A 21151-nucleotide genomic window follows, 5' to 3' on the forward strand; every position below is an offset into this window, starting at 1 on the left:
GGCCGTATTGCAACAAGCCGCCTGCCGCCGCTAGACGACCCGCGTGCCTGAACCGAACCCGCCCCGGCCCGCCATCGCCGTCCTCGTCCCCTGCCACAACGAGGCGCTGACGGTGGCGGAGGTGGTGCGCGGCTTCCGCGCCGCGCTGCCCGGCGCCGTCATCTACGTGTACGACAACAACAGCACCGACGGCACGGCGGATGCGGCGCGCGCCGCGGGCGCCGAGGTGCGCGCCGAGACCCGCCCCGGCAAGGGCAGCGTGGTGCGCCGCATGTTCGCCGACATCGAGGCCGACTGGTACGTGATGGTGGACGGCGACGCCACCTACGACGCCTCCGCCGCGCGGCGGCTGGTGGACCACGCCATCGCGCACCGGCTGGACATGGTGAACGTCGCGCGCGAGGAGACGGGGCAGAAGGCGTATCGCCGCGGCCACCGCTTCGGCAACCGGATGCTGACCGGGCTGGTGGGCCGCGTCTTCGGCCAGCAGACCAACGACATGCTGAGCGGCTACAAGGTGTTCTCCCGCCGCTTCGTGAAGTCCTTCCCGGCGATGTCGGCGGGCTTCGAGATCGAGACGGAGCTGATGATCCACGCGCTGGAGCTGAAGCTCCCGGTCGGCGAGATCAGCGCCCCCTACGGCGAGCGGCCCGAGGGCTCGACCTCCAAGCTGGCCACCTACCGCGACGGCTTCGTCATCCTGCGCCTGATCGGCGTGCTGGTGCAGCGCGAGCGGCCGCTGGAGTTCTTCGGCGCCGTGGCGGCGCTGCTGCTGCTGGCCGGGCTGGGGCTGGGCCTGCCGGTGGTGCTGGAATTCCTGTCCACTGGGCTGGTGCCGCGCCTGCCTACCGCGGTGCTGGCCTCCGGGCTGGTGCTGTCGGCGCTGCTGGCGCTGGCGGTGGGGCTCATCCTCGCCGCCGTCACCCACAGCCGCCGCGAGATGAAGCGCCTGGCCTACCTGGCGGCGGGAAGCTGACGCGCCTGCCCGCCTGGGCCGTCCCGGCGATGCTGGCGGCGGCGCTGCTGCTGCACCCGCTGCTGCTGCTCAACCCCGGCTTCTTCTCCCACGACGAGTGGGAACGGCTGGACCACATCCGCCGCGCCGGCTGGTGGGACTACGCTCGCCGCTACGCCGAGGTGCATCCCGGCCCGGATTTCGGCCATCCCGTGCGGCCCATCGGCTTCCTGCAGCAGGGGCTGTGGGCGCTGCTGATGGAGCGTTCGCCCCAGGCCGTGCACGGGCTGGACCTGCTGATGCACGGAGGCGTGGCGGCGGCGCTGATGCTGGCCCTGGCGCAGCTGGGCGCGCCGCGCGGGCTGGCGCTGGGCACCGGGCTGGCCTTCGTCGCCTCGCCCCTGGCCACCGCGGCTACCGGCTGGGTCGGCGCCTCCTTCGACCGCTGGTTCACCTTCTTCGCCATCCTGGCGGCGGCGGCCGCCTGGCGCATCATGGCGGCGGGGCTGGACGCGCGGCGCGGCGCCGCCCTGCTGCTGTGCTCAGCCGGGGCCATCCTGTCGAAGGAGGCCGCGGCCGCGCTGCCCCTCGCGCTGATGCTGGCCATCGCCGCGCAGCGCGCCCTGGCCCCGGCGCCGGGGGGCTTTTCGTGGCGGCGGGCGGCGGCGGTGCTGGCGCTGGGCGCGCTGCCGGTGGCGGCCTACCTGCTGGCCCGCCTGCCCGCCATCGAGGCCACCCTGGCCGGGCGCACCGGCGCCGGTTACTACGCGCCGGGCGGCCGCTTCCTGGACCGCAACCTGTCCGGCTACTGGGCCTTCCCCTTCCTGCCGCACCTGACCGACTTCCCGCGCCAGTCGCGGCTGGGACTGCCGGCCTTCCTGGCCGCGGGGCTGCTGCATGCCGGGCTGCTGGCGCTGGCGGGGCGCTGGTTCGGCTGGCGGGTGGTGCCGCTCTACCTCGTGGCCTACTTCGTGTTCCTGCTGCCGGTGCTGTCGCTGCCGGAACCGGCGGCGCACTACCTCTACGCCGCCGCGGCGCCGCTGGCGCTGCTGCTGGCCGCGCTGGGGCGCGAGGCGTGGCGCCGCCGGGGCGCCGCGCTGGCCGCGCTGGGCCTCGCCGCGACGCTGATGCTGGCCAACCAGGCGCTCATTCAGTGGCGCATCTTCCGCGGCGGCGCCTGCCAGGCGGTGGTCCTGCCGGCGCTGGAGGCGGGCCTCGCCGCGGCGGCCGGCGCGCCGTCGCTCACCCTGCGCTTCGCGGCGGACGCGCCGGACTGGGTGGTGCGCCGCGCCATCTTCGGGCGCCCGGCCTTCGACGGAAGCGAGGGGCGGCCGCCGGTCCAGCTCTCGCTGGACGGGTCGGCGGAGGCCGGCAGCCTGGTGCTGGAGATGGGCCGCGACTGCCGCCTGCGCTGATTCAGCGCCGGGGCAGCGCCCGCAGCGTCGCCAGGGCCAGCGCCACCTTCACCAGCGTGCCCGGGATGAACAGCACGAAGCCGGCCCAGAAGGCGCGCTCCAGCCCGACGAAGCCCGCCAGCCACAGCACGCCCGGCACGAAGAGCACCAGGTGCGCCGCCAGCAGGGCGCCGCCCTGGCGCCACCAGGGGCCGCGCGCCGCCAGCCCGGCCAGGGCGGCGGCCGGCAGGAAGCCCAGCAGGAAGCCCGCCGTGGGGCCCGCCAGCGCGGCCAGCCCGCCCTGCCCATTGGCGAAGACCGGCATGCCCAGCGCGCCTTCCGCCAGGTAGAGCGCGACGGAAGCCGCGCCCAGCCGCGCGCCGCCCAGCGCGCCGAGCAGCAGCACGGCGAGGGATTGCAGCGTCATCGGCACCGGCCACAGCGGCACCGCCGCCTGCGCCGAGGCGGCGAGCACGAGGGAGCCGAGGAAGGCCAGGGCCGCGAAGCGCAGGCCGGCGGCGGAGGAGAGGGTCTGGATCATCCCCCGCGCCCTGCCACGGCGGCGCGCCGCCGTCCAGCGTCAGGCCGGCGGCGGCTCGTCCATCGTGGGCGCGGCCGTGCGGCGGCCCCGCAGGGCGCACAGCGCGCCGATCGCCACCGAGCCCGCCGCCATCCCCGCCAGGAAAGCCCACTTCGCCACCAGCGCCAGGGACAGCATCCCCATCGTCGCGCCCATCGGTCGCAGGATCATCGCGCCATCCTCCGTCTTGCCTGGGGGGAAGATGGCGCGGCGCCGGCCGGGGTCAACCGTTCTCCACCAGCGCGCCGTAGACCAGGTTCTTGAACAGCATGCGCGTGTGCACGCGGTTCGACGGGCCCTGGGCCATGAACACGCCCACCAGCCGCTGCGCCGGGTCGATGGTGAAGGAGGTGCCCCAGGCGCCGGCCCACATGGCGTCGCCGGGGCTGCCCGGCGCGTGGCCCATGCCGTGGTCCAGCCGCACGCCGAAGCCCAGCCCGAAGCCGTAGCCCGGCCCGGTGGACGCCATGGGCGAGCCCGCCATGCCCACGATGTGGTTGCTTATCATGAAGCGCACGGTGCTGGGCGAGAGGTAGCGCCGCCCGTCCAGCGTGCCGCCGTCCAGCAGCATCTGGCAGAAGCGGTGGTAGTCGGCCGCGGTGCCCACCATCCCCGCCCCGCCCTTGAGGTAGGAGCGCTCGCGCTCGTCCTGGCGGATGCGGTAGGAGGCCCACATGCCGGCCTTCAGCGGGTCGGCGTCCGGCGCCTCGGCCAGCCGGGCGGCGCGGGCGTCGTCCACGAACCAGACGGTGTCGCGCATGCCCAGCGGGCCGGTGAGGCGGCTCTCGATGATGCGGTCCAGCCGCTCGCCTGCGGCGCGCTCGAGCAGCAGCCCCAGCACGTCGGTGCTGATGGAATAGAAGAACTGCGTGCCGGGCTGGAAGGCCAGCGGGATGGTGCCCAGCCGGCGCAGCATCTCGTCGCCCGGCAGGAGGCCGTTGCGCGCCTCGATGTCGTGCTGGCGGTAGAGGTCGCGGATGCGCTCGGGCGCGGCGTCGGCGTAGACGAAGCCCGAGGAGTGGCGCAGCAGGTCCTGCACCGTCACCGGGCGGGCCAGCGGCTGGTCGCCCTGCGGGGTGTGCACCACCAGGGAGCGCAGCTCCGGCAGGTACTGCGCGATGTTGTCGCGCAGCTGGATGCGCCCTTCCTCGGCCAGCATCATCGCCGCCACGCTGGTCAGCGGCTTGGTCATGGAGGCCATGAGGAAGACGCTGTCGTTGGTCATCGCCTGCCGCCGGGCCTGGTCGCGGTGGCCGTAGGCGGCGTGGTGGACCACCTCGCCCTCCCGCGCCACCAGGGCCACGGCGCCGAGGAAGGATCCGCGCTCGATCTCGCGCGCCATGGCGGGCGCGAAGCGGTCCAGCCGCGCGGGCGAGAAGCCGCGGCGCAGCGCCTCGGTCTGCGCCAGGGCGGGGGTGGCCAGCAGGCCGCCGGCCAGGACCGGCAGGGTGCGTCGTGCGATCATCGTCTCAGCTCCTCACCAGGGGGCAGCCGCCTTCGCTCAGCGGCCGCCAGGCTTCCTCCGTTCCCACCGTCGCGCGCAGCTTGAAGTAGTCCCACGGGCCGCTGGATTCGGCGGGGCTCTTCACCTCGAACAGGTAGGCGGGATGCATCTTGCGCCCGTCCTCGCGGATGCGGCCGGGGCCGAAGGCGTCGTCGTCGGTCGGCATGCGGCGCATCACCTCCAGCACCGCCGCGCCCGACTGCTTGGCCCGCGCCGCACCGACCTCCGCCACCGCCTTGAGGTAGTGGATGGCGCAGGAATAGGTGCCGGCGTGCTCCTGGTTGGGCATGTTCGTCGGCGTGCGGCGCAGGATGCGGCGCGCCAGGCCGCGCGTGCGGTCGTTCAGGTCGTGGTAGAACACCTCGCTCATGATGAGGCCCTGCGCCGTTTCCAGCCCGATGGCGTGGACGTCGGTGATGAACATCACCAGCCCGGCCAGCTGCTGGCCGCGCCGCGTCAGCCCGAACTCGCGCGCCTGCTTGATGGCGTTCACCGTGTCCTGCGCTGCGGTGGCCAGCCCCACCACCTTGGCGCGGCTGGCCTGGGCCTGCAGGAGGTAGCTGCTGAAGTCGGTGGTGCCGGGGAAGGGGAAGCGCGCCGCCCCCAGCATCCTCCCGCCGGCCCGCTGCACGAAGCCCGTGACGTCGCGCTCCAGCTGGTGGCCGAAGGCGTAGTCGGCGGTGAGCATGAACCAGGTGTCGCCGCCCGAGCGCACGGAGGCGCCGCCGACCACGTTGGCGAACATCCAGGTGTCGTAGGTCCACTGGATGGTGTGCGAGGAGCACTGCGCGCCGGTGAGCGCGGAGGAGGCGGCGCCCGAGGCGAGCTGGACCTTGTCCTTCTCCCGCACCAGGTTGGCCACCGCCAGCGCGATGGCGCTGTTGTTGACCTCGCAGATCATGTCCACGCCGCGCTGGTCCACCCATTGCCGGGCGATGGCCAGCGCCGCGTCGGGACGGTTCAGGTGGTCGCCCTGGATGACCTCGACGTTGATGCCGCGCTGGCCCAGCCCCAGATCCTCCACCGCCTGCTGCACGGCGGCCACCGAGGTGGGGCCGGAGGTGTCGCGGTAGGGGCCGGAGAAATCGGCCAGCACGCCGATGCGGATGGTGTCCTGCGCGGGCGGGCGGGGCGTGGCGTCGCGCGCCGGCTGGGCGGCGGCGGGCAGGGCGGCCAGCCCGGCCCCGGCGCCGAGGGCGGCGCGGCGGGTGATGCTGTGCATGGTGCTTCCTCCGGTTTCGGGGGAGCGTGCCGCCCCGCGGGGCGGCGCGTCAACGCCCCCGGGGCCCGGCCTCAGCGAAACACGAGGTGCGGCAGGAACAGCGCGATGGCCGGCACGTAGGTGATGGCCATCAGGCACAGGAAGATCACGCCGATGAACACCGGAAGGTACTTCATCATCCGGTCGATCGAGGTTCCGGCGACCTGGGCGGCAGCGAACAGGTTGACGCCGAAGGGCGGCGTGATCATCCCCAGCGCCAGGTTCACCACCATGACCGTGCCGAAATGCACGCCGTCGATGCCGAAGCGCTCCGCCGCTTCCTGCAGGATGGGCGCCAGCACGATGATGGAGGCCGAGGTCTCCACGAACATCCCCACCACGAACAGGAACAGGTTGACGCCCAGCAGGAACCAGCCCGGCCCGTCGAAGGTCTCCACCAGCCAGGCGGCGGCGAGGTCGGGCACGCCCTGCCGGTTCAGCAGCCAGGAGAAGAGGCCCGCGCAGGCGATGATGAACATGATGACCGCCGAGGAGATCACCGACTTGCGCATGATGCCGTAGAGGTCGCGCCAGCCCAGCTCCCGGTGGATGAACATGCCGACCAGGATGGCGTAGGCCACGGCGATCACGCTGGCCTCGGTGGGCGTGGTGATGCCGCCATAGATGCCGCCCAGCACCACCACCGGCATGAACAGCGCCCAGCCGGCCTGGCGCAGCGCGAGGCCCACGGGCAGCCGGCCGTCGCCATCCTGCTTGCCCCAGCCCTTGAGGCGGCACCACACCAGCACGGTGGCGATCAGCGCCCCGCCGATGAGCAGGCCGGGACCGAAGCCGGCCATGAACAGCTCGGGGATGGAGGTCTGCGTCGTCACCCCGAACAGGATCATCGGGATGGAGGGCGGGATGATGACCCCCAGCTCGGCCGAGGTGGCCTGCAGCGCGGCGGCGAAGGCCACCGGGTAGCCGTGCTTGACCAGGGCCGGGATCATGATGGCGCCGATGGCGAAGGTGGTGGCGACGCTGCTGCCGCTGATGGCCGCGAAGATCATGCAGGTGATGATGCAGGTGCAGGGCAGCCCGCCCTGCACCCCGCCGACGATGGACTTGGCGAAGTCCACCAGCCTGCGGGAGATGCCGCCCACGTCCATCAGGTTGCCGGCCAGGATGAAGAAGGGAATGGCCGCCAGCGGGAACTTGTCGAGCGAGACGAAGAGCTGTTGCGCCGCCACCACCAGCGGGAAGCTGGTATGGCCGGCGATGCCCCAGACGGCGGCGATGCCGATGGCGACCGCCACCGGCACCGCGGCGGCGAACAGCACCAGCATGATGGTGAGCATGGCGCCCGACATCTATCGCATCCCCCAGGCGTGGCGGTGCATCAGACCGCGTTCTCCAGTTCTTCGGCGCGGCGGTCGAGGAAGTTGGCCAGCGCGCCCACCGCGGCGAAGACGGCGCCCACCGGCAGCGCGGCGTAGCCCCAGGACATCGAGACCTCCAGCCCCGCCATCTCCTGGAACTGCACGCGCTCGGCCATCGCCCAGCCGAACCAGAACAGCACGCCCATCAGCGCCAGCGAGAAGGCCAGCGCCGAGGCTTCCACCGCCCGCCGCACCGCCCCGCGCGTGTAGCGGTGCGCGACGTCGATGGAGACCAGCGCGCCGGTTCGCAGCGCCACGGCGAGGCCCAGATAGGCCATCCAGATCAGCGCCGTGCGCACCAGCGCCTCGCTCCAGATCGAGGGCGTCTCGGTGGCGAAGCGGGCCACCACCTGCCACAGCCCGGCCAGCACCGCGATGGCCAGCGCCAGGCAGGCCAGCGCCCCGGCCAGCCCCGTCACCCAGCGGTCGGCCGCCAGCACGGCGGCGCGCAGGGCGCCGCCACGCGCGCCGACCCACAGCGCCAGCGCGACGGCGGCGAGGCTCAGCGCCCCGATGACCTGGAGCGGGACGAGGTTGGCCGGGTTCATGCCCTTACTGGCGCCACTCGCGGATGCGGCGCAGCAGCGCCTGGTCCAGCTGCTGCTCGATCTGCGCCGCCTGCGGGGCCAGCGCGGACTGGAAGGCGCCGTTGTCCACCTGCGTCACCACCGTCATGCCGCGGCGCCGCAGCTCCTCCACGCCCGATTGCTCGTCGGCCGTCACGCGGGCGCGGTTGGCGGCGGCGCCCGCGCGTGCGGCCTCAGTGAAGGCGGCGCGGTCGGCGGCGTTCAGCCGGCCCATGAAGGCCGGGTTGCAGATCAGGATGGCCGGCGAATAGACGTGGCTGGTCAGCGTCAGGAAGCGCTGCACCTGGTTCAGGTTGTTGGCGACGATGACGGGGATCGGGTTCTCCTGCCCATCCACCGTGCCCTGCTGCAGGGCGGGCACCAGCTCGCTGAAGGCCATCGGCGTCGGCAGGGCGCCCAGGGCGGAGAAGGCGCGCATGTGCACCTGGTTCTCCATGGTGCGGACCTTCATGCCGCGCATGTCGCCGGGCGTGTTCACCTCGCGCCGGCTGTTGGTCAGGTGGCGGAAGCCGTTCTCCATCCAGGCCACGCCGACCAGCCCACGCGGCTGGAAGCGCGCCAGCAGGCCCTGGCCGATCTCGCCATCCAGCACGCCGCGGGCATGGGCGGAATCGCGGAACAGGAAGGGCACGTCGAGCACCCGCACCTCCGGCACGAAGTTGCCGACCGGGCCGGTGGAGCCCAGGTAGCACTCGATGGTGCCGATCTGCGCCGACTCGATCGCCTCGCGCTCGTTGTCGTTGCGCTGGATGTTGACGCGGAAGCGGTTGTTGGTGGCGCGCTCGAACGCCTCCTTCACCGCGGTGGCGCCGGCGCCGTAGTGGCTGTTCAGCGGCAGCGGGTGCTGGATGGTCACCTGGGTCTGCGCGGCGGCGGGCAGGGACATCGCCGCCAGTAGGCCGGCGACGGGCAGCATGCGACGCAACATGGATGAACCTCCCGGATGCATTCTGGACCCCGCGCCCCTAGCGCATCGCGCCGCCGCCGTCCATCGGCCCGCCATGGGCCGGGGCGCCTCCGCGAACGCGCCGGGCGCTTCCGCGAGTGTCGGGGACGCTTCCGCGCCTGGGCGCCCTGGGGCAAGCTGCGCCGCATGACCCTGCGCTGCGACCTCGTGATCCGCCACGCCACCATCCTGGACGGCACCGGCGCGCCGCGCTTCACCGGCGACGTGGCGGTGGAGGGCGACCGCATCCGCGCGGTCGGCGACCTCGGCTCCGTCAGCGGCGCCGAGGAGGTGGATGCGGCGGGGCTGGCCCTGGCGCCCGGCTTCATCGACGCCCACACCCATGACGACCGGCTGGTGTTGTGCGGCCCCGAATGCGTGCACTGCAAGACCAGCCAGGGCGTCACCACCGTCGTGGTCGGCAATTGCGGCGTCTCGCTGGCGCCGCTGCGGCTGGCGAAGCGCCCGCCGCCGCCGCTCGACCTGCTGGGCGAGGAGAGCTGGTTCACCCTGGGCGGCTTCGGCGAATACGCCGAGGCGCTGGCGCGGCGCCCCACCGCCGTCAACACCTTCGCCTTCTGCGGCCACCAATCCCTGCGCGTGGAAGCGATGGAGGGCGACGTCTACCGCCCGGCGACGGACCGCGAGATCGCGCGCATGCAGGACCGCCTGCGCGAGAGCCTGCGCGAGGGCGCGGGCGGCTTCTCCACCGGCCTCTACTACCCCCCCAACATGCACGCGCCGACCGAGGAGGTGATCGCGGTGGCCGAGGTGGTGGCGCAGGAGGGCGGCCTCTACGCCACCCACATGCGCGACGAGGCCGACCGCGTGGCCGAAAGCATCCGCGAGACCGCGCGCATCGGCCGCGAGGCGGGGCGGATCGAGGTCGTCATCTCCCACCACAAATGCTCCATGCCGGAGAATTTCGGCCGCTCGCGCGAGACGCTGGCGCTGATCGACACGCTGGGCCAGGACCAGCCGCTGGCCTTCGACGTCTATCCCTACCCCGCCGGCTCCACCGTGCTGATGCCCGAGCGGCTGCGCCAGGACGTGCCCGTCCAGGTCACTTGGTCCGTCCCCCACCCCGAGCAGGCGGGCCGCGACCTCGACGCCATCGCCCGCGACTGGGGCATGACGCGCAAGGCCACGGCCGAGAAGCTGCTGCCAGCGGGGGCCATCTACTTCCAGATGGACGAGGCCGATGTGCGCCGCATCATGGCGCATCCGCGCTCCATGATCGGCTCCGACGGCATCCCGCACGACGCCAAGCCGCATCCGCGCCTCTGGGGCACCTTCCCGCGCGTGCTGGGGCACTACGTCCGCGACGTCGGCCTGTTCTCGCTCGAAACCGCGGTGCACAAGATGACCGGCCGCACCGCCCAGGTCTTCGGCCTGCCCGACCGCGGCACGCTGCGCCCCGGCGCCTCCGCCGACCTGGTGCTGTTCGACCCCGCCACCGTGCGCGACCACGCCACCTACGCCAACCCGGACGCGATCAGCGAGGGCATCCGCCGCGTCTGGTGCAACGGCGAGACCACCTTCCGCGAGGGCGCGCCCAGCCCCGGCGCGGCACCTGGCCGCTTCCTCGGCAACCCCCGGCGCCGCGCGGCGTGACGGCGCCGCACAGCCAGCGGCGCTTCGGCTGGCGCATGGTGGCGGGGACGCTGGAGGGCGGCACCCTGCCGCGCGCCCTGCTGATGGCGGCGCTGATCTTCGGGGCCGGCGTGGTCTTCGCCGCGTTCTGGGCCGGCGGCGCGCCGCGCCACCCGATGGACGCCTACCTCCGCATGGGCCGCAACGCGGGCGCGGAGGCGCTGCGGCGCGACCTGTCCGCCCTGTCGCCCGCCGGGCAGGATGCCGGCCCGGCGGTGCAGCGGCTGATCGCGCTGGGCTTCACCTGCCAGGCGCCGGGCGGGACGGAGGGCGCCTGGCGCTGCCACCTGCGGCGGCCGCTGGAATCCCGCCGCATGCTGGACAGCGACGCGGTGCTGACCGTGGCGGAGGGCCGGATGACCGGAATGGCGGTGACGATGCGCGAGGGGCGCCTGCCCTGAAGCCTCAGGCGAGGCCGAGCCGGTGGTCCCGCCGCCGCAGCAGCGCGATGAGCGGCAGCGACAGCAGCACCATCCACGCCTTGCCGATGACCTGCCCCGCCAGGTAGTCCAGCGAGCCGAAGGCCAGCCACAGGAACACCACGCTGTCCACCACCAGCCCCACGGCGGAGGAGGCCAGCACCGCCCGCGCCAGCCCCTTGCGCTGCAACGGGGTGTAGACCCCGAGGTCCGCCAGCTCGCTGAGCAGGAAGGCGAGGGCGGAGGCGACCACCAGCGCCGGCGGCGCCAGCAGGGCGGAAAGCGCGGCGCCGGCCAGGATGGCGCCGAAGGCCCAGCCGACCCCCAGGCGCCGCTGCACCAGGTCCCGCAGCACCAGCGCCAGCCCGATCATCAGCACGCCCGAGGGCGCCATGACGCCGGGCGCCACCGGGATCAGGCACGGGCCCTGCGGCACGCACACGGTGCCGGCATGGCCGATCAGCCAGTTGGCCGCGGGGATGCACAGGCCGAAGCCCGCCAGGAACAGGAAGCCTTCAGCGCGCTGCTTGGTCATGCCCCGCCGCATAGGCCGCCCAGCCCCGGGCGCGCAAGTCGCAGGCCGGGCAGCGGCCGCAGCCGGCGCCCCAGGGATGCGCCGTGCGCTCGCCACGATAGCAGGAATGGCTGTCCCGCCGGATCAGCTCCACCAGCGCATCGCCGCCCAGCGCGTGGGCCAGTTCCCAGGTCGCCCGCTTGTCGCGCCACATCAGCGGGGTGTGCAGCACCAGCCGGGCGTCCAGGCCCAGGTTCAGCGCCACCTGCATGGCCTTCACCGTGTCGTCCCGGCAATCCGGGTAGCCGGAATAATCCGTCTCGCAGACGCCCAGCACGATGTGGCGCAGCCCGCGCCGGTAGGCCAGCGCGGCGGCCAGGGTCAGGAACACCAGGTTGCGCCCGGGCACGAAGGTGGAGGGCAAGCCATTGGCCTGCATCGCGATCTCGCTGTCTCGCGTCAGCGCCGTCTCGCTGATGGCGCCCAGCACGGGCAGGCGCAGCAGGTGGTCCGGCCCCAGCCGGGGCGAGGCCATGCCGGCGCGCAAGGCGGCGCGGCCATCCAGCTCCACCCGGTGCCGCTGGCCGTAGTCAAAGCCCAGCGTCTCGACGCGGGCGAATTCGCGCAGCGCCCAGGCCAGGCAGGTGGCGCTGTCCTGCCCGCCACTGAACAGCACCAGCGCCCCGGGCGCCCCCTCATCCATGGGCCAGTTCCCCCGCCGCCCAGACGCCGGCCTCCGCCGCCACCGGGTCGGCATCCTGCGCGATGGCGCGGGCGGCGGAAAGCAGCGCGGGGTCGGCGCTGTTGCCGATGGCGATGGCCAGGTTGCGCCGGAACCGCGCCAGCCCGATGCGCTTGACCGCCGAGCCGGCGAAGCGCGCGCGGAAGCCGGCATCGTCCAGCGCCGCCAGCTCCGCCAGGGGCGGGGCGCGGTCGCCGCCGGGGGCGAAGCGCATCTCCCGGCTGCGGCGGGCGAACTTGTTCCAGGGGCAGGCGGCCAGGCAGTCGTCGCAGCCGTAGATGCGGTTGCCCATCGGCCTGCGGAACTCCGCCGGGATGGGCCCGCGGTGCTCGATGGTGAGGTAGGACAGGCAGCGCCGCGCATCCAGCCGGAACGGCGCAGGGAAGGCGGCGGTGGGGCAGGCCTCCAGGCAGGCGGTGCAGGAGCCGCAATGCTCGCCTTCCGGGGCGTCGGGCTCCAGCGACAGGGTGGTGAAGACCTCGCCCAGGAACAGCCAGTTGCCCCATTCGCGCGACAGCAGGTTGGTGTGCTTGCCCTGCCAGCCCAGCCCGGCCTGCTGCGCCAACGGCTTCTCCATCACCGGCGCGGTGTCCACGAACACCTTCAGCGGCTGGTCGCGGAACCGCCGCGCCATCCATTGCCCCAGCGCCTTCAGGTTCTTCTTCACCACGTCGTGGTAGTCGCGCCCCTGGGCGTAGCAGGACAGGGTGGCGCGGTCCCTCCAGGCCAGGGATTCCAGCGGGTCGTAGGCGGGGCCGTAGTTGGTGCCCAGCACGATGACGCTCACCGCCTCCGGCCACAGCGCCCGGGGGTGGGCGCGCTGCTCGGCGCGACGCTCCATCCAGTCCATGGTGCCGTGCGCGCCGCTGGCCAGGAAGGCGTCCAGGCGCTGCCGCGCCTCGGGCGGCAGGGTCGCGGCGGTGAAGCGCACCGCGTCGAAGCCCAGGCGCAGGGCCTCGGCGCGGATCTCCTCCTTCACGGGCCTCACGCCGGCAGGATGGCGGTCGCCTCGATCTCCACCATCGCCTCGTGCTCCACCAGTGCCACCACCTGCACCAGCGTCATCGCCGGGAAATGGCGGCCCATCACCGCGCGGTAGGCCGGCCCCAGCTCAGCCAGCGAGGCGCGGTAGGCGGCGATGTCGGTGACGTACCAGGTCAGCCGGGCGATGTGCTCGGCGCGGCCGCCGGCCTCGGCCAGCACCAGCAGGATGTTGGCCAGCGCCTGCTTCACCTGCGCCACGAAGCCCTCGGCGAAGCGGCCCTGCGCGTCCCAGCCGATCTGCCCGCCCAGGATCACCAGGCGCCCCTCGCCCATCAGCCCGTTCGAGTAGCCCTTGGGGGCGGGCCAGCCCTTGGGATGCAGCGGCGTCAGCGTCATGGCACGGGGCTTGTGGCGGGGGTTGCGGCGCCGCGCAAGGCGAAGCGTTGCAGCTTGCCCGTCTCGGTGCGCGGCAGGGCCTCGCGGAACTCGATGCGGCGGGGATACTTGAAGGGGGCGATCTCCGCCTTCACGTGGTCCTGCAGGGCCTTGGCGGTGGCCTCGTCCTCCGGCACGCCGTCGTGCAGCACCACGAAGGCGGTCACCACCATGCCGCGCGCCTCGTCGGGCGTGCCGACCACGCCGGCCTCCCGCACCCAGGGGTGCGACAGCAGGGCGGCCTCCACCTCGGGGCCGGCGATGTTGTAGCCGCTGCTGACGATCATGTCGTCGTTGCGTGCCTGGTAGTGGAAGTAGCCGTCGGCGTCCTGGAGGAAGGTGTCGCCGGTGATGTTCCAGCCATCCTGCACGTAGTTGCGCTGGCGCGGGTCGGCCAGGTAGCGGCAGCCGGTCGGCCCGCGCACCGCCAGCCGGCCGGGCGTGCCGCGCGGCACCTCCAGCCCGTCGGGGCCGATGACGCGCGCCTCGTAGCCCGGCACCGGCAGGCCTGTGGCGCCGGGGCGGATCGCCTCCTCCGGGGCGGCGATGAAGATGTGCAGCATCTCGGTGGCGCCGATGCCGTCCATCAGCTTCAGCCCGGTGGCGGCCTGCCACATCTCGAAGATGGGCCGCGGCAGGTGCTCGCCCGCGCTGACGCACTTGCGCAGCGAGGACAGGTCGAACTCGCGCGCCTTCGCCGCGATGGCGCGGTAGGCGGTGGGCGCGGTGAAGCAGATGGTGGCGCGGTGGCGGCCGATGGCGGCGCCCAGGTCGTCGGGCGAGGCCTTCTCCAGCAGGATGCCGGTGGCGCCGACGCGGAAGGGAAACAGCACCAGCCCGCCCAGGCCGAAGGTGAAGGCCAGCGGCGGCGAGCCGATGAAGCGGTCCTCCGCCGTCGGCTTCAGCACCTGCGCCGCGTAGTGGTCGCAGATGGCCAGCATGTCGCGGTGGAAGTGCAGGGTGCCCTTGGGCTCGCCCGTGGTGCCGGAGGTGAAGCCGATCAGGCAGATGTCGTCGCTGGCGGTGTCGGCCGCGGTGAACTGCGCGGGCTGGCGGGCGCAGGCGGCCTCCAGCTCGCCATCGCCCCAGTGCAGCACGTGGCACAGGTCCGGCGCGTCCGCCTTCGCCAGCTCGTCGCGCAGCCGGGCGTCGCACAGGGCGTGGGTGATGCGGGCCTTGCGGAGGATCTCGCCCAGTTCCTTGGCGCGCAGCAGCGGCATGGTCGCGACCACCACGCCGCCGGCCTTCAGCACGGCGAAATACGCCGCCACCATCCAAGCGTTGTTGGCCGAGCGCAGCAGCACCCGGTTGCCGGGCACCAGCCCCGTCTCCTGCACCAACACGTGGGCGATGCGGTCCACCCGCGCGGCCAGCTGGGCGTATGTCAGCGTCTCCTCGGGGGTGACGATGGCGGGGTGGTCGGCGCGGGTGGCGAGGTTGCGGTCCAGCAGCTCCACCGCGCAGTTCAGCCGCGCTGGGTAGGGAAGGGGCGTCAGCACCGGCCATTCCTCCGGCGGCGGCAGGTTGTCGCGGCAGAAGCTGTCCATCACCCGGCCCTCCTGTCCCTCTCGGCGCGGGCGATCACCACGCGCTGGATCTCCGACGCGCCCTCGTAGACGCGCAGCGCCCGCACCTCGCGCGTCAGCAGCTCCGGTGCGGAACCGGCGACGACGCCCAGCCCGCCGTGGAACTGCGCGGCGGCATCCGCCACGCGGAAGGCGGCCTCGGTGGCGTGCAGCTTGGCCATGCTCGCCTCGCGCGAGACCCGCGGCGTGCCCTGGTCCTTCAGCCAGGCGGCGCGATAGACCAGCAGGGCGGAGGCCTCCACGTCCATCGCGGCGTCGGCGATGGCGGCCTGCACCTGGCCCTGCTCGAACAGCGGCGCGCCGAACAGGCGGCGGGTGGTGGCGCGCTTCAGCAGCAGGTCCAGGCCGCGGCGGGCGAAGCCCAGCGCGGCGGCGCCCACGGTGGACCGGAAGACATCCAGCACCGACATGGCGATGCGGAAGCCATCGCCCGGTACGCCGATGCGGTGCGCATCCGGCACCCGCACGCCGTCCAGCGCCAGCCGGGCCAGCGGGTGCGGCGCGGCGGTGTGGATGCGCTCCACCACGCGCATCGCCTCGCCCGGCACCCAGAAGCAGGACAGGCCGCGCGCGCCCGGCGCCTCGCCGCTGCGGGCGAAAACCACGTAGCTGCCGGCGATGCCGCCATTGCTGATCCAGGTCTTCTCGCCGTCCAGAACCCAGTGCTCGCCATCGCGGGTGGCGGTGGTGGCCATGGCGGCGACGTCGCTGCCGGCCTCGGGCTCGCTCAGCGCGAAGGCGGCCAGGGTGGTGCCGGCGCGCACGCCGGGCAGCACGCGGGCCTTGAGTTCATCGCTGCCGAACAGGGTGATGGCGCCGGTGCCCAGCCCCTGCATGGCAAAGGCGAAGTCGGCCAGCCCCGAATGCCGCGCCAGGATGTCGCGCGCCAGGCACAGCTTGCGCACCTCCAGCCGGCCATCCTCGGGCACCGCGGCGGCCAGCAGCCCGGCCTCGCCCAGCGCGCGCGCGAGGTCGCGCGTCGCGGCATCCGCGTCGTCGTGATGCGCCGGCAGGGTGGCGGCGAAGGCCTCGACGCGCGCGGCGAAATCACGATGCGCGTCTTCCAGGAAGGGCCAGCGGAGGAAATCGCGGTCGGCCATCAATCCCCCTGGAAGACGGGCGTGCGCTTCGCGGCGAAGGCCTCGTAGGCGCGGCGGAAATCGGCGGTGGTCATGCACAGCGCCTGGGCCACCGCCTCGGCCTCGATGGCTTGCTCGACGCCCATGGCCCACTCCATCGCCAGCATGCGCTTCGTCATGCCGTGGGCGAAACCGGGGCCGGCGGCGATCTCGGCGGCCAGGGCCTGCGCGTCCTCCAGCACCCGGTCCGAGAGGCGGTTGAAGAAGCCCCAGCGCTCGCCTTCCTCCGCGCGCATGGCGCGGCCGGTGAACAGCAACTCGCTGGCGCGCCCCTGGCCGATCAGCCGCGGCAGGATGGCGCAGGCCCCCATGTCGCAGCCCGCCAGCCCGACGCGGTTGAACAGGAAGGCGACCTTGGCGCGCGGCGTGGCGAGGCGGATGTCGCTGGCCATGGCGATGATCGCGCCCGCCCCGGCCGCCACGCCGTCCACCGCGGCGATGATGGGCTGCGGGCAGGCGCGCATCGCCTTCACCAGGTCGCCGGTCATCTGGGTGAAGCGCATCAGCCCCTTGGTGTCGCGCTCCAGCAGCGGGCCGATGATCTCGTGCACGTCGCCGCCCGAGCAGAAATTGCCCCCCGCCCCGGTGACGACGAAGGCGCGGATGGCGTCCTCCGCGGCGGCGGCGCGGAAGATGCCCACCAACTCGGCGTAGCTGTCGAAGGTCAGCGGGTTCTTGCGCTCGGGGCGGTCGAGCGTCAGCGTCACCACGCCGCCTTCCCTCTCCATGCGCAGGTGCTGCGGCGCGATCATCCCATGCCCTCCCGGATGCTGTGCTTGGCGCGGCCCAGCAGGGCGTGCAGCGCCGCGCGGTCGTGGTGGTCCATCCCGCCGAGCAGCGCGTCCACCCATCCCTCATGCGCCCGCGACCAGCGGGCGAACTCGGCGCGGCCGCGCGCGGTCAGGCGCAGGCGGAAGGCGCGGCGGTCGGCGGCGTCCACCCCGCGCTCCACCAGGCCTTCCTCCTCCAGCCGGGCAGCCAGGCCGGTGACGTTGCCGTTGCTCACCATCATGCGCCGCCCGATCTCGCCCAGGGTCAGGCCCTCCGGCGCGCGCTCCAGCGCCGCCAGCAGGTCGAAGCGCGGCAGGGTGGTGGCGAACTGCACGCGCAGGCGGCGGCGGATCTCGCCCTCCATCAGCGTGGCGCAGGTCAGCAGCCGCAGCCACAGGCGCAGGGCGTCCCGGTGGCCGGGCGGCAGGTCGGCGAGGCCGGTCTCGGCGTCCATCACACCTCGCCCCCGCTGACCGTCAGCGCCGCGCCGTTCACCCCGGGCGCGCCGCACAGGAACAGCACCGCCTCCGCCACCTCCTCCGGCGTGAACAGGCGGTTCTGCGGGTTGCTGGCGGCCAGGGCGGCGCGGCCGTCCTTGCCGGTCTTCTGCGTGATGCGCGCCGCGCTCTCCTCCAGCAGCGGCGTCTCGGTGAAGCCGGGGCAGACGCAGTTCACCGTCACGCCCTGCCGGGCCACTTCCAGCGCCAGGGCGCGGGTGAAGCCCAGCAGCGCGTGCTTGGCCGCCACGTAGGGCACCACATAGGCGTAGCCCTTCAGCGAGGCGGTGGAAGCGACGTTCACCACCCGCCCCCAGCCCGCCGCCGCCATGCCCGGCAACGCGGCGCGGGTCAGCGCCACGGCGGACAGCAGGTTGGCGTCCAGCGCGGCGCGGAAGGCCGCGTCATCGGTGCGCAGGAAGGGGGCCGAGACTGCGGCACCGGCGGCGTTCACCAGCACGTCGCAGGCGGGCAGGGGCGGCGGGGCGCAGGCATCGCCGGCCAGCCAATCCGCCGCGGCGCCGGACGCCACCGCTTCCCGCAGCGGTGCCTCCCGCCGGCCCAGCACCGTCACGCGCGCGCCGGCGGCCGTCAGGGCGCGGGCGCAGGCCAGGCCGATGCCGGTGCCTCCGCCGCTCACCAGGGCCGTCCTGCCATCCAGCCGCCACATGCTTTGAGCTTAAAGCATTGCGGCCCGCGCCCCCGCAAGCATATTGTGGAGGCAGCAAGGAGCAGCGCCCATGCGCATCGCCATCATCGGCGGCGGCCCCGCCGGCCTCTACTTCGCCATCCTGGTGAAGCGCGACATGCCGCAGGCGCGCGTCACCGCGGTGGAGCGCAACCAGCCCGACGACACCTTCGGCTTCGGCGTGGTGTTCAGCGACGCCACGCTGGACGTGTTCAAGGATGCCGACGAGCCCTCCTACCGCGCCATCACCCAGTCCTTCGCCTATTGGGACGACATCGTGGTGGCCGCCAAGGGTGCCGAGCACCGCATCGGCGGCAACGGCTTCTGCGGCTGCTCGCGCCGCACACTGCTGCTGCTGCTGCAGGAGCGCGCCCGCCGCCTGGGCGTGGAGCTGGAGTTCCGCCGCGAAGCCCAGCCGGAGGACTTCCCCGACGCCGACCTGGTGGTGGCCGCCGACGGCATCAACTCCCCCATCCGCGAGCGCTGGCGCGACCACTTCCAGCCGCAGCTGGACCTGCGCCCCAACCGCTTCGCCTGGATGGGCAGCACCCGCCCCTTCGATGCCTTCACCTTCTTCTTCAAGGAGCGCGCGGAGGGCATCTTCATCGCCCATTGCTACCAGTACGAGCCCGGCCGCTCGACCTGGGTGATGGAGACGGACCCTGAGACCTTCGCCCGCGCCGGGCTGGGCGCGATGGACGAGGCGCAGTCCGCCGCCTTCCTGGAGGAGGTCTTCGCCGAGGAACTCCAGGGCCACCGTCTGCTCACCAACCGCTCCAACTGGCGCAACTTCCCGGCCTTCCGCTGCGCGCGCTGGGTGCGCGGCAACTTGGTGCTGCTGGGCGACGCCAAGGCCAGCGCGCATTTCTCCATCGGCTCCGGCACCAAGCTGGCGATGGAGGACGCCATCGGCCTGCACCGCGCCCTGATGGCCGGCGGCAGCATCGCCGAATGCCTCGCCCGCTACGAGGGCGCCCGGCGCGAGGAGGTGGAGAAGATCCAGCACGCCGCCAACGTCTCCCTGGTGTGGTTCGAGCACGTGAAGCGCTTCTGGCACTTCGCCCCGGCGCGCTTCGCCTTCGGGGTGATGACGCGCTCCAAGGCCATCACCTGGGACAACCTGCAGCTCCGCGCGCCGGAATTCGTGGGCGAGGTGCAGGCGCTGGTGGCCGCCGAGACGCCGGGCGGCGAGCCGCGCCACCCGCCGATGTTCCAGCCGCTGCGCCTGCGCGGGCTGGAGTTGCCCAACCGCGTCGTCGTCTCGCCGATGTGCATGTACTCGGCGCAGGACGGCGTGCCGGGCGACTTCCACCTGATCCACTACGGCGCCCGCGCCATGGGCGGCGCCGGGCTGGTGTTCACCGAGATGACCTGCCCTTCCGCGGAGGCGCGCATCACCCCCGGCTGCACCGGGCTGTGGAACGACGCGCAACAGGCGGCCTGGACGCGCATCGTCGGCAACGTCCACGCCGCCGGGGCGCGCATGGCGTTGCAACTGGGCCATGCCGGGCGCAAGGGGGCCACCAAGCTGATGTGGGAGGGCATGGACCAACCGCTGGAGGACGGCGCCTGGCCCATCCTCTCGGCCAGCCCCATCCCCTATTTCGCGCACTCGCAGGTGCCCAGGGAGATGACGCGCGCCGACATGGACGCGGTGCGCGACGATTTCGTGGCCGCCGCCCGGCGCGGCGCCGAATGCGGCTTCGACCTGCTGGAGCTGCACTGCGCCCACGGCTACCTGCTGGCCTCCTTCCTTTCGCCGCTGACCAACCGGCGCACGGACGGATACGGCGGCAGCGTGGAGAACCGCCTGCGCTTCCCGCTGGAGGTGTTCCGCGCCCTGCGCGCCGCCTGGCCGCAGGACCGGCCGATGTCCGTGCGCCTGTCCGCCACCGATTGGGCGGATGGCGGCATCACCGACGCCGACACCCTGGCCATCGCCCGCGCCTTCCGAGACGCCGGCTGCGACCTGATCGACGTCTCCACCGGGCAGACTGTGGCCGATGCCGCGCCCCAGTATGGCCGCATGTTCCAGCTGCCCTGGGCCGACATGATCCGCAACGAGGGCGGCATGGCGGTGATGTGCGTGGGTTCCATCACCACGGCGGACCAGGTGAACACCATCCTCGCCGCCGGCCGCGCCGACCTGGTGGCGCTGGGCCGCCCGCACCTCACCGACCCCGCCTTCACCCTGCACGCCGCCGCCGACTACGGCGTGCGGGCGGTGGCGACGCCGGTGCAGTACGAGTACGGCAAGCAGGCGCTGTTCCGCCAGCGCCAGAAGGAGCGCGAGGAGCTGATGGAGCTGCGCCGCAAGGCCCGCCCCGCCAGCCACGCCCCCGCCCCGCTGCGCGACGCCGCCGAATGAGCGTCGAGGTCACGGAGAGCGCGGGCATCCGCCACGTCACGCTGCGCAACGACGCCAAGCTGAACACGGTCAACACCCCGATCCTGGAGGCGCTGGCCGGCGCCTTCGCGGTGGGCGGGGAGGTGCGCGCCGTGGTGCTGGCCGGCGAGGGGCCGCGCGCCTTCATCGGCGGCGCCGACATCCGCGAGATGGGCGCCATCGCCTCGCCGGAGCAGGCGCGGGCCTTCATCACGCGCATTCACCAGGCGTGCGCGGCCATCTGCGCCTGCCCGGTGCCGGTGGTGGCGCGCATCCAGGGCTGGTGCCTGGGCGCCGGGCTGGAGATCGCCGCAGCCTGCGACCTGCGCCTGGCCAGCGACCGCGCGCAGTTCGGCATGCCGGAGGTGCGGGTGGGCATCCCCAGCGTGGTGGAGGCGGCGCTGCTGCCCGGCCTCATCGGCTGGGGACGCACCCGCCGCCTGTTGCTGCTGGCCGAGACGCTCGACGCCGCCACCGCCGAAGCCTGGGGCCTGGTGGAGCGCGTGGTGGCGCATGACGCGCTGGACCAGGCGCTGGACGAATGGCTGCATCTGCTGGCGGAGGCCGGGCCGCGCGCCATCCGCCACCAGAAGGCGCTGATCTCGCGCTGGGAAGGGCTGGGGCTGGACGACGCCATCCAGGCCGGGGTGGACAGCTTCGCCGCCGCCTTCGCGACGGAGGAGCCGCGCCGGATGCTGGGTGCCTTCCTGGCGCGCAAGCGGTAGGGCGGC

22 protein-coding genes are annotated in these 21151 nt (G+C 73.4%); 6 read left to right on the plus strand and 16 right to left on the minus strand.

The genetic code is table 11. The features are described 5' to 3' along the window. Nucleotides 1-43 precede the first annotated feature (43 nt). Together ACI6QG_RS07745 and ACI6QG_RS07750 are read left to right on the plus strand one after the other, a co-directional pair. The gene (locus ACI6QG_RS07745) at nt 44-976 is read left to right on the plus strand and encodes a glycosyltransferase family 2 protein (protein WP_407024013.1); all 933 of its coding nucleotides are present in this window, start codon (nt 44-46) and stop codon (nt 974-976) included. A gap of 29 nt (nt 977-1005) precedes the next feature. Beyond that, nucleotides 1006-2370, plus strand: coding sequence for a hypothetical protein (locus tag ACI6QG_RS07750; protein ID WP_407024014.1), 1365 nt, complete (start codon nt 1006-1008; stop codon nt 2368-2370). 1 nt (nt 2371) lies between these two features. Here ACI6QG_RS07750 and ACI6QG_RS07755 read toward each other — a convergent pair whose 3' ends face one another. From ACI6QG_RS07755 to dctP, 7 genes are all read right to left on the minus strand, one after another. Then, nucleotides 2372-2890, minus strand: a complete 519-nt coding sequence (locus ACI6QG_RS07755) for a biotin transporter BioY (RefSeq protein ID WP_407024015.1) — start codon at nt 2888-2890, stop codon at nt 2372-2374. 39 nt (nt 2891-2929) lie between these two features. Further along, nucleotides 2930-3100, minus strand: coding sequence for a hypothetical protein (locus ACI6QG_RS07760; RefSeq protein ID WP_407024016.1), 171 nt, complete (start codon nt 3098-3100; stop codon nt 2930-2932). 52 nt (nt 3101-3152) lie between these two features. After that, the gene (locus tag ACI6QG_RS07765) at nt 3153-4394 is read right to left on the minus strand and encodes a serine hydrolase domain-containing protein (RefSeq protein ID WP_407024017.1); all 1242 of its coding nucleotides are present in this window, start codon (nt 4392-4394) and stop codon (nt 3153-3155) included. A gap of 4 nt (nt 4395-4398) precedes the next feature. Next, on the minus strand, nt 4399-5655 hold the full coding sequence (locus ACI6QG_RS07770; protein WP_407024018.1) for an ABC transporter substrate-binding protein: 1257 nt from the start codon (nt 5653-5655) through the stop codon (nt 4399-4401). A 71-nt stretch (nt 5656-5726) separates the two neighbouring features. Further along, on the minus strand, nt 5727-7004 hold the full coding sequence (locus tag ACI6QG_RS07775; protein ID WP_407024019.1) for a TRAP transporter large permease: 1278 nt from the start codon (nt 7002-7004) through the stop codon (nt 5727-5729). 29 nt (nt 7005-7033) lie between these two features. Continuing rightward, a complete protein-coding gene (locus ACI6QG_RS07780) occupies nt 7034-7621 on the minus strand; it encodes a TRAP transporter small permease (protein ID WP_407024020.1) in 588 nt (195 codons plus the stop codon). Nucleotides 7622-7625: 4 nt separating this feature from the next. Next, complete coding sequence (dctP, locus tag ACI6QG_RS07785) at nt 7626-8576, minus strand: TRAP transporter substrate-binding protein DctP (protein WP_407024021.1); 951 nt, start codon at nt 8574-8576, stop codon at nt 7626-7628. A 177-nt stretch (nt 8577-8753) separates the two neighbouring features. Here dctP and ACI6QG_RS07790 point away from each other — a divergent pair, with 177 nt between their 5' ends. Together ACI6QG_RS07790 and ACI6QG_RS07795 are read left to right on the plus strand one after the other, a co-directional pair. Further along, the gene (locus ACI6QG_RS07790; protein ID WP_407024022.1) at nt 8754-10220 is read left to right on the plus strand and encodes an N-acyl-D-amino-acid deacylase family protein; all 1467 of its coding nucleotides are present in this window, start codon (nt 8754-8756) and stop codon (nt 10218-10220) included. Continuing rightward, nucleotides 10217-10660: a hypothetical protein gene (locus tag ACI6QG_RS07795; protein WP_407024023.1), complete on the plus strand. Its 444-nt coding sequence runs from the start codon at nt 10217-10219 to the stop codon at nt 10658-10660. Before ACI6QG_RS07790 ends, ACI6QG_RS07795 begins: the two co-directional genes overlap by 4 nt. Before the next feature lie 4 nt (nt 10661-10664). On the opposite strand, the gene ACI6QG_RS07800 is transcribed toward ACI6QG_RS07795, so the two are convergent. Genes ACI6QG_RS07800 through ACI6QG_RS07840 form a run of 9 tightly spaced genes read right to left on the minus strand, consistent with a single transcriptional unit; the run spans nt 10665 to nt 17986 of the window. Then, nucleotides 10665-11213 carry a VUT family protein gene (locus ACI6QG_RS07800; protein ID WP_407024024.1) on the minus strand — a complete coding sequence of 183 codons (549 nt, stop codon included), beginning with the start codon at nt 11211-11213 and terminating at the stop codon, nt 10665-10667. Beyond that, complete coding sequence (queC, locus tag ACI6QG_RS07805; protein ID WP_407024025.1) at nt 11194-11895, minus strand: 7-cyano-7-deazaguanine synthase QueC; 702 nt, start codon at nt 11893-11895, stop codon at nt 11194-11196. Before queC ends, ACI6QG_RS07800 begins: the two co-directional genes overlap by 20 nt. Then, the gene (gene queG / locus ACI6QG_RS07810) at nt 11888-12922 is read right to left on the minus strand and encodes a tRNA epoxyqueuosine(34) reductase QueG (protein WP_407024026.1); all 1035 of its coding nucleotides are present in this window, start codon (nt 12920-12922) and stop codon (nt 11888-11890) included. Before queG ends, queC begins: the two co-directional genes overlap by 8 nt. Then, the gene (locus tag ACI6QG_RS07815) at nt 12919-13314 is read right to left on the minus strand and encodes a RidA family protein (protein WP_407024027.1); all 396 of its coding nucleotides are present in this window, start codon (nt 13312-13314) and stop codon (nt 12919-12921) included. Before ACI6QG_RS07815 ends, queG begins: the two co-directional genes overlap by 4 nt. Continuing rightward, nucleotides 13311-14900 (minus strand): AMP-binding protein, encoded by a 1590-nt coding sequence (locus ACI6QG_RS07820; RefSeq protein ID WP_407024028.1) that lies wholly within the window; start codon nt 14898-14900, stop codon nt 13311-13313. The genes ACI6QG_RS07815 and ACI6QG_RS07820 overlap by 4 nt, the downstream gene beginning before the upstream one ends. Beyond that, nucleotides 14900-16039 (minus strand): acyl-CoA dehydrogenase family protein, encoded by a 1140-nt coding sequence (locus ACI6QG_RS07825; protein ID WP_407024029.1) that lies wholly within the window; start codon nt 16037-16039, stop codon nt 14900-14902. The genes ACI6QG_RS07820 and ACI6QG_RS07825 overlap by 1 nt, the downstream gene beginning before the upstream one ends. Next, on the minus strand, nt 16039-16830 hold the full coding sequence (locus ACI6QG_RS07830) for an enoyl-CoA hydratase family protein (RefSeq protein ID WP_407024030.1): 792 nt from the start codon (nt 16828-16830) through the stop codon (nt 16039-16041). The genes ACI6QG_RS07825 and ACI6QG_RS07830 overlap by 1 nt, the downstream gene beginning before the upstream one ends. Beyond that, nucleotides 16827-17303, minus strand: a complete 477-nt coding sequence (locus tag ACI6QG_RS07835) for a MarR family winged helix-turn-helix transcriptional regulator (protein ID WP_407024031.1) — start codon at nt 17301-17303, stop codon at nt 16827-16829. The genes ACI6QG_RS07830 and ACI6QG_RS07835 overlap by 4 nt, the downstream gene beginning before the upstream one ends. Next, nucleotides 17303-17986, minus strand: a complete 684-nt coding sequence (locus ACI6QG_RS07840) for an SDR family NAD(P)-dependent oxidoreductase (protein WP_407024032.1) — start codon at nt 17984-17986, stop codon at nt 17303-17305. The genes ACI6QG_RS07835 and ACI6QG_RS07840 overlap by 1 nt, the downstream gene beginning before the upstream one ends. A 100-nt stretch (nt 17987-18086) precedes the next feature. On the opposite strand from ACI6QG_RS07840, the gene ACI6QG_RS07845 reads away from it, so the two are divergent. Together ACI6QG_RS07845 and ACI6QG_RS07850 are read left to right on the plus strand one after the other, a co-directional pair. Next, nucleotides 18087-20402 carry a bifunctional salicylyl-CoA 5-hydroxylase/oxidoreductase gene (locus ACI6QG_RS07845; protein WP_407024033.1) on the plus strand — a complete coding sequence of 772 codons (2316 nt, stop codon included), beginning with the start codon at nt 18087-18089 and terminating at the stop codon, nt 20400-20402. Then, nucleotides 20399-21145 (plus strand): enoyl-CoA hydratase, encoded by a 747-nt coding sequence (locus tag ACI6QG_RS07850; protein WP_407024034.1) that lies wholly within the window; start codon nt 20399-20401, stop codon nt 21143-21145. Before ACI6QG_RS07845 ends, ACI6QG_RS07850 begins: the two co-directional genes overlap by 4 nt. Nucleotides 21146-21151: the final 6 nt, after the last annotated feature.

The sequence above is a fragment of the Sabulicella flocculans genome (genome assembly GCF_045449635.1).
Classification (GTDB): domain Bacteria; phylum Pseudomonadota; class Alphaproteobacteria; order Acetobacterales; family Acetobacteraceae; genus Roseococcus.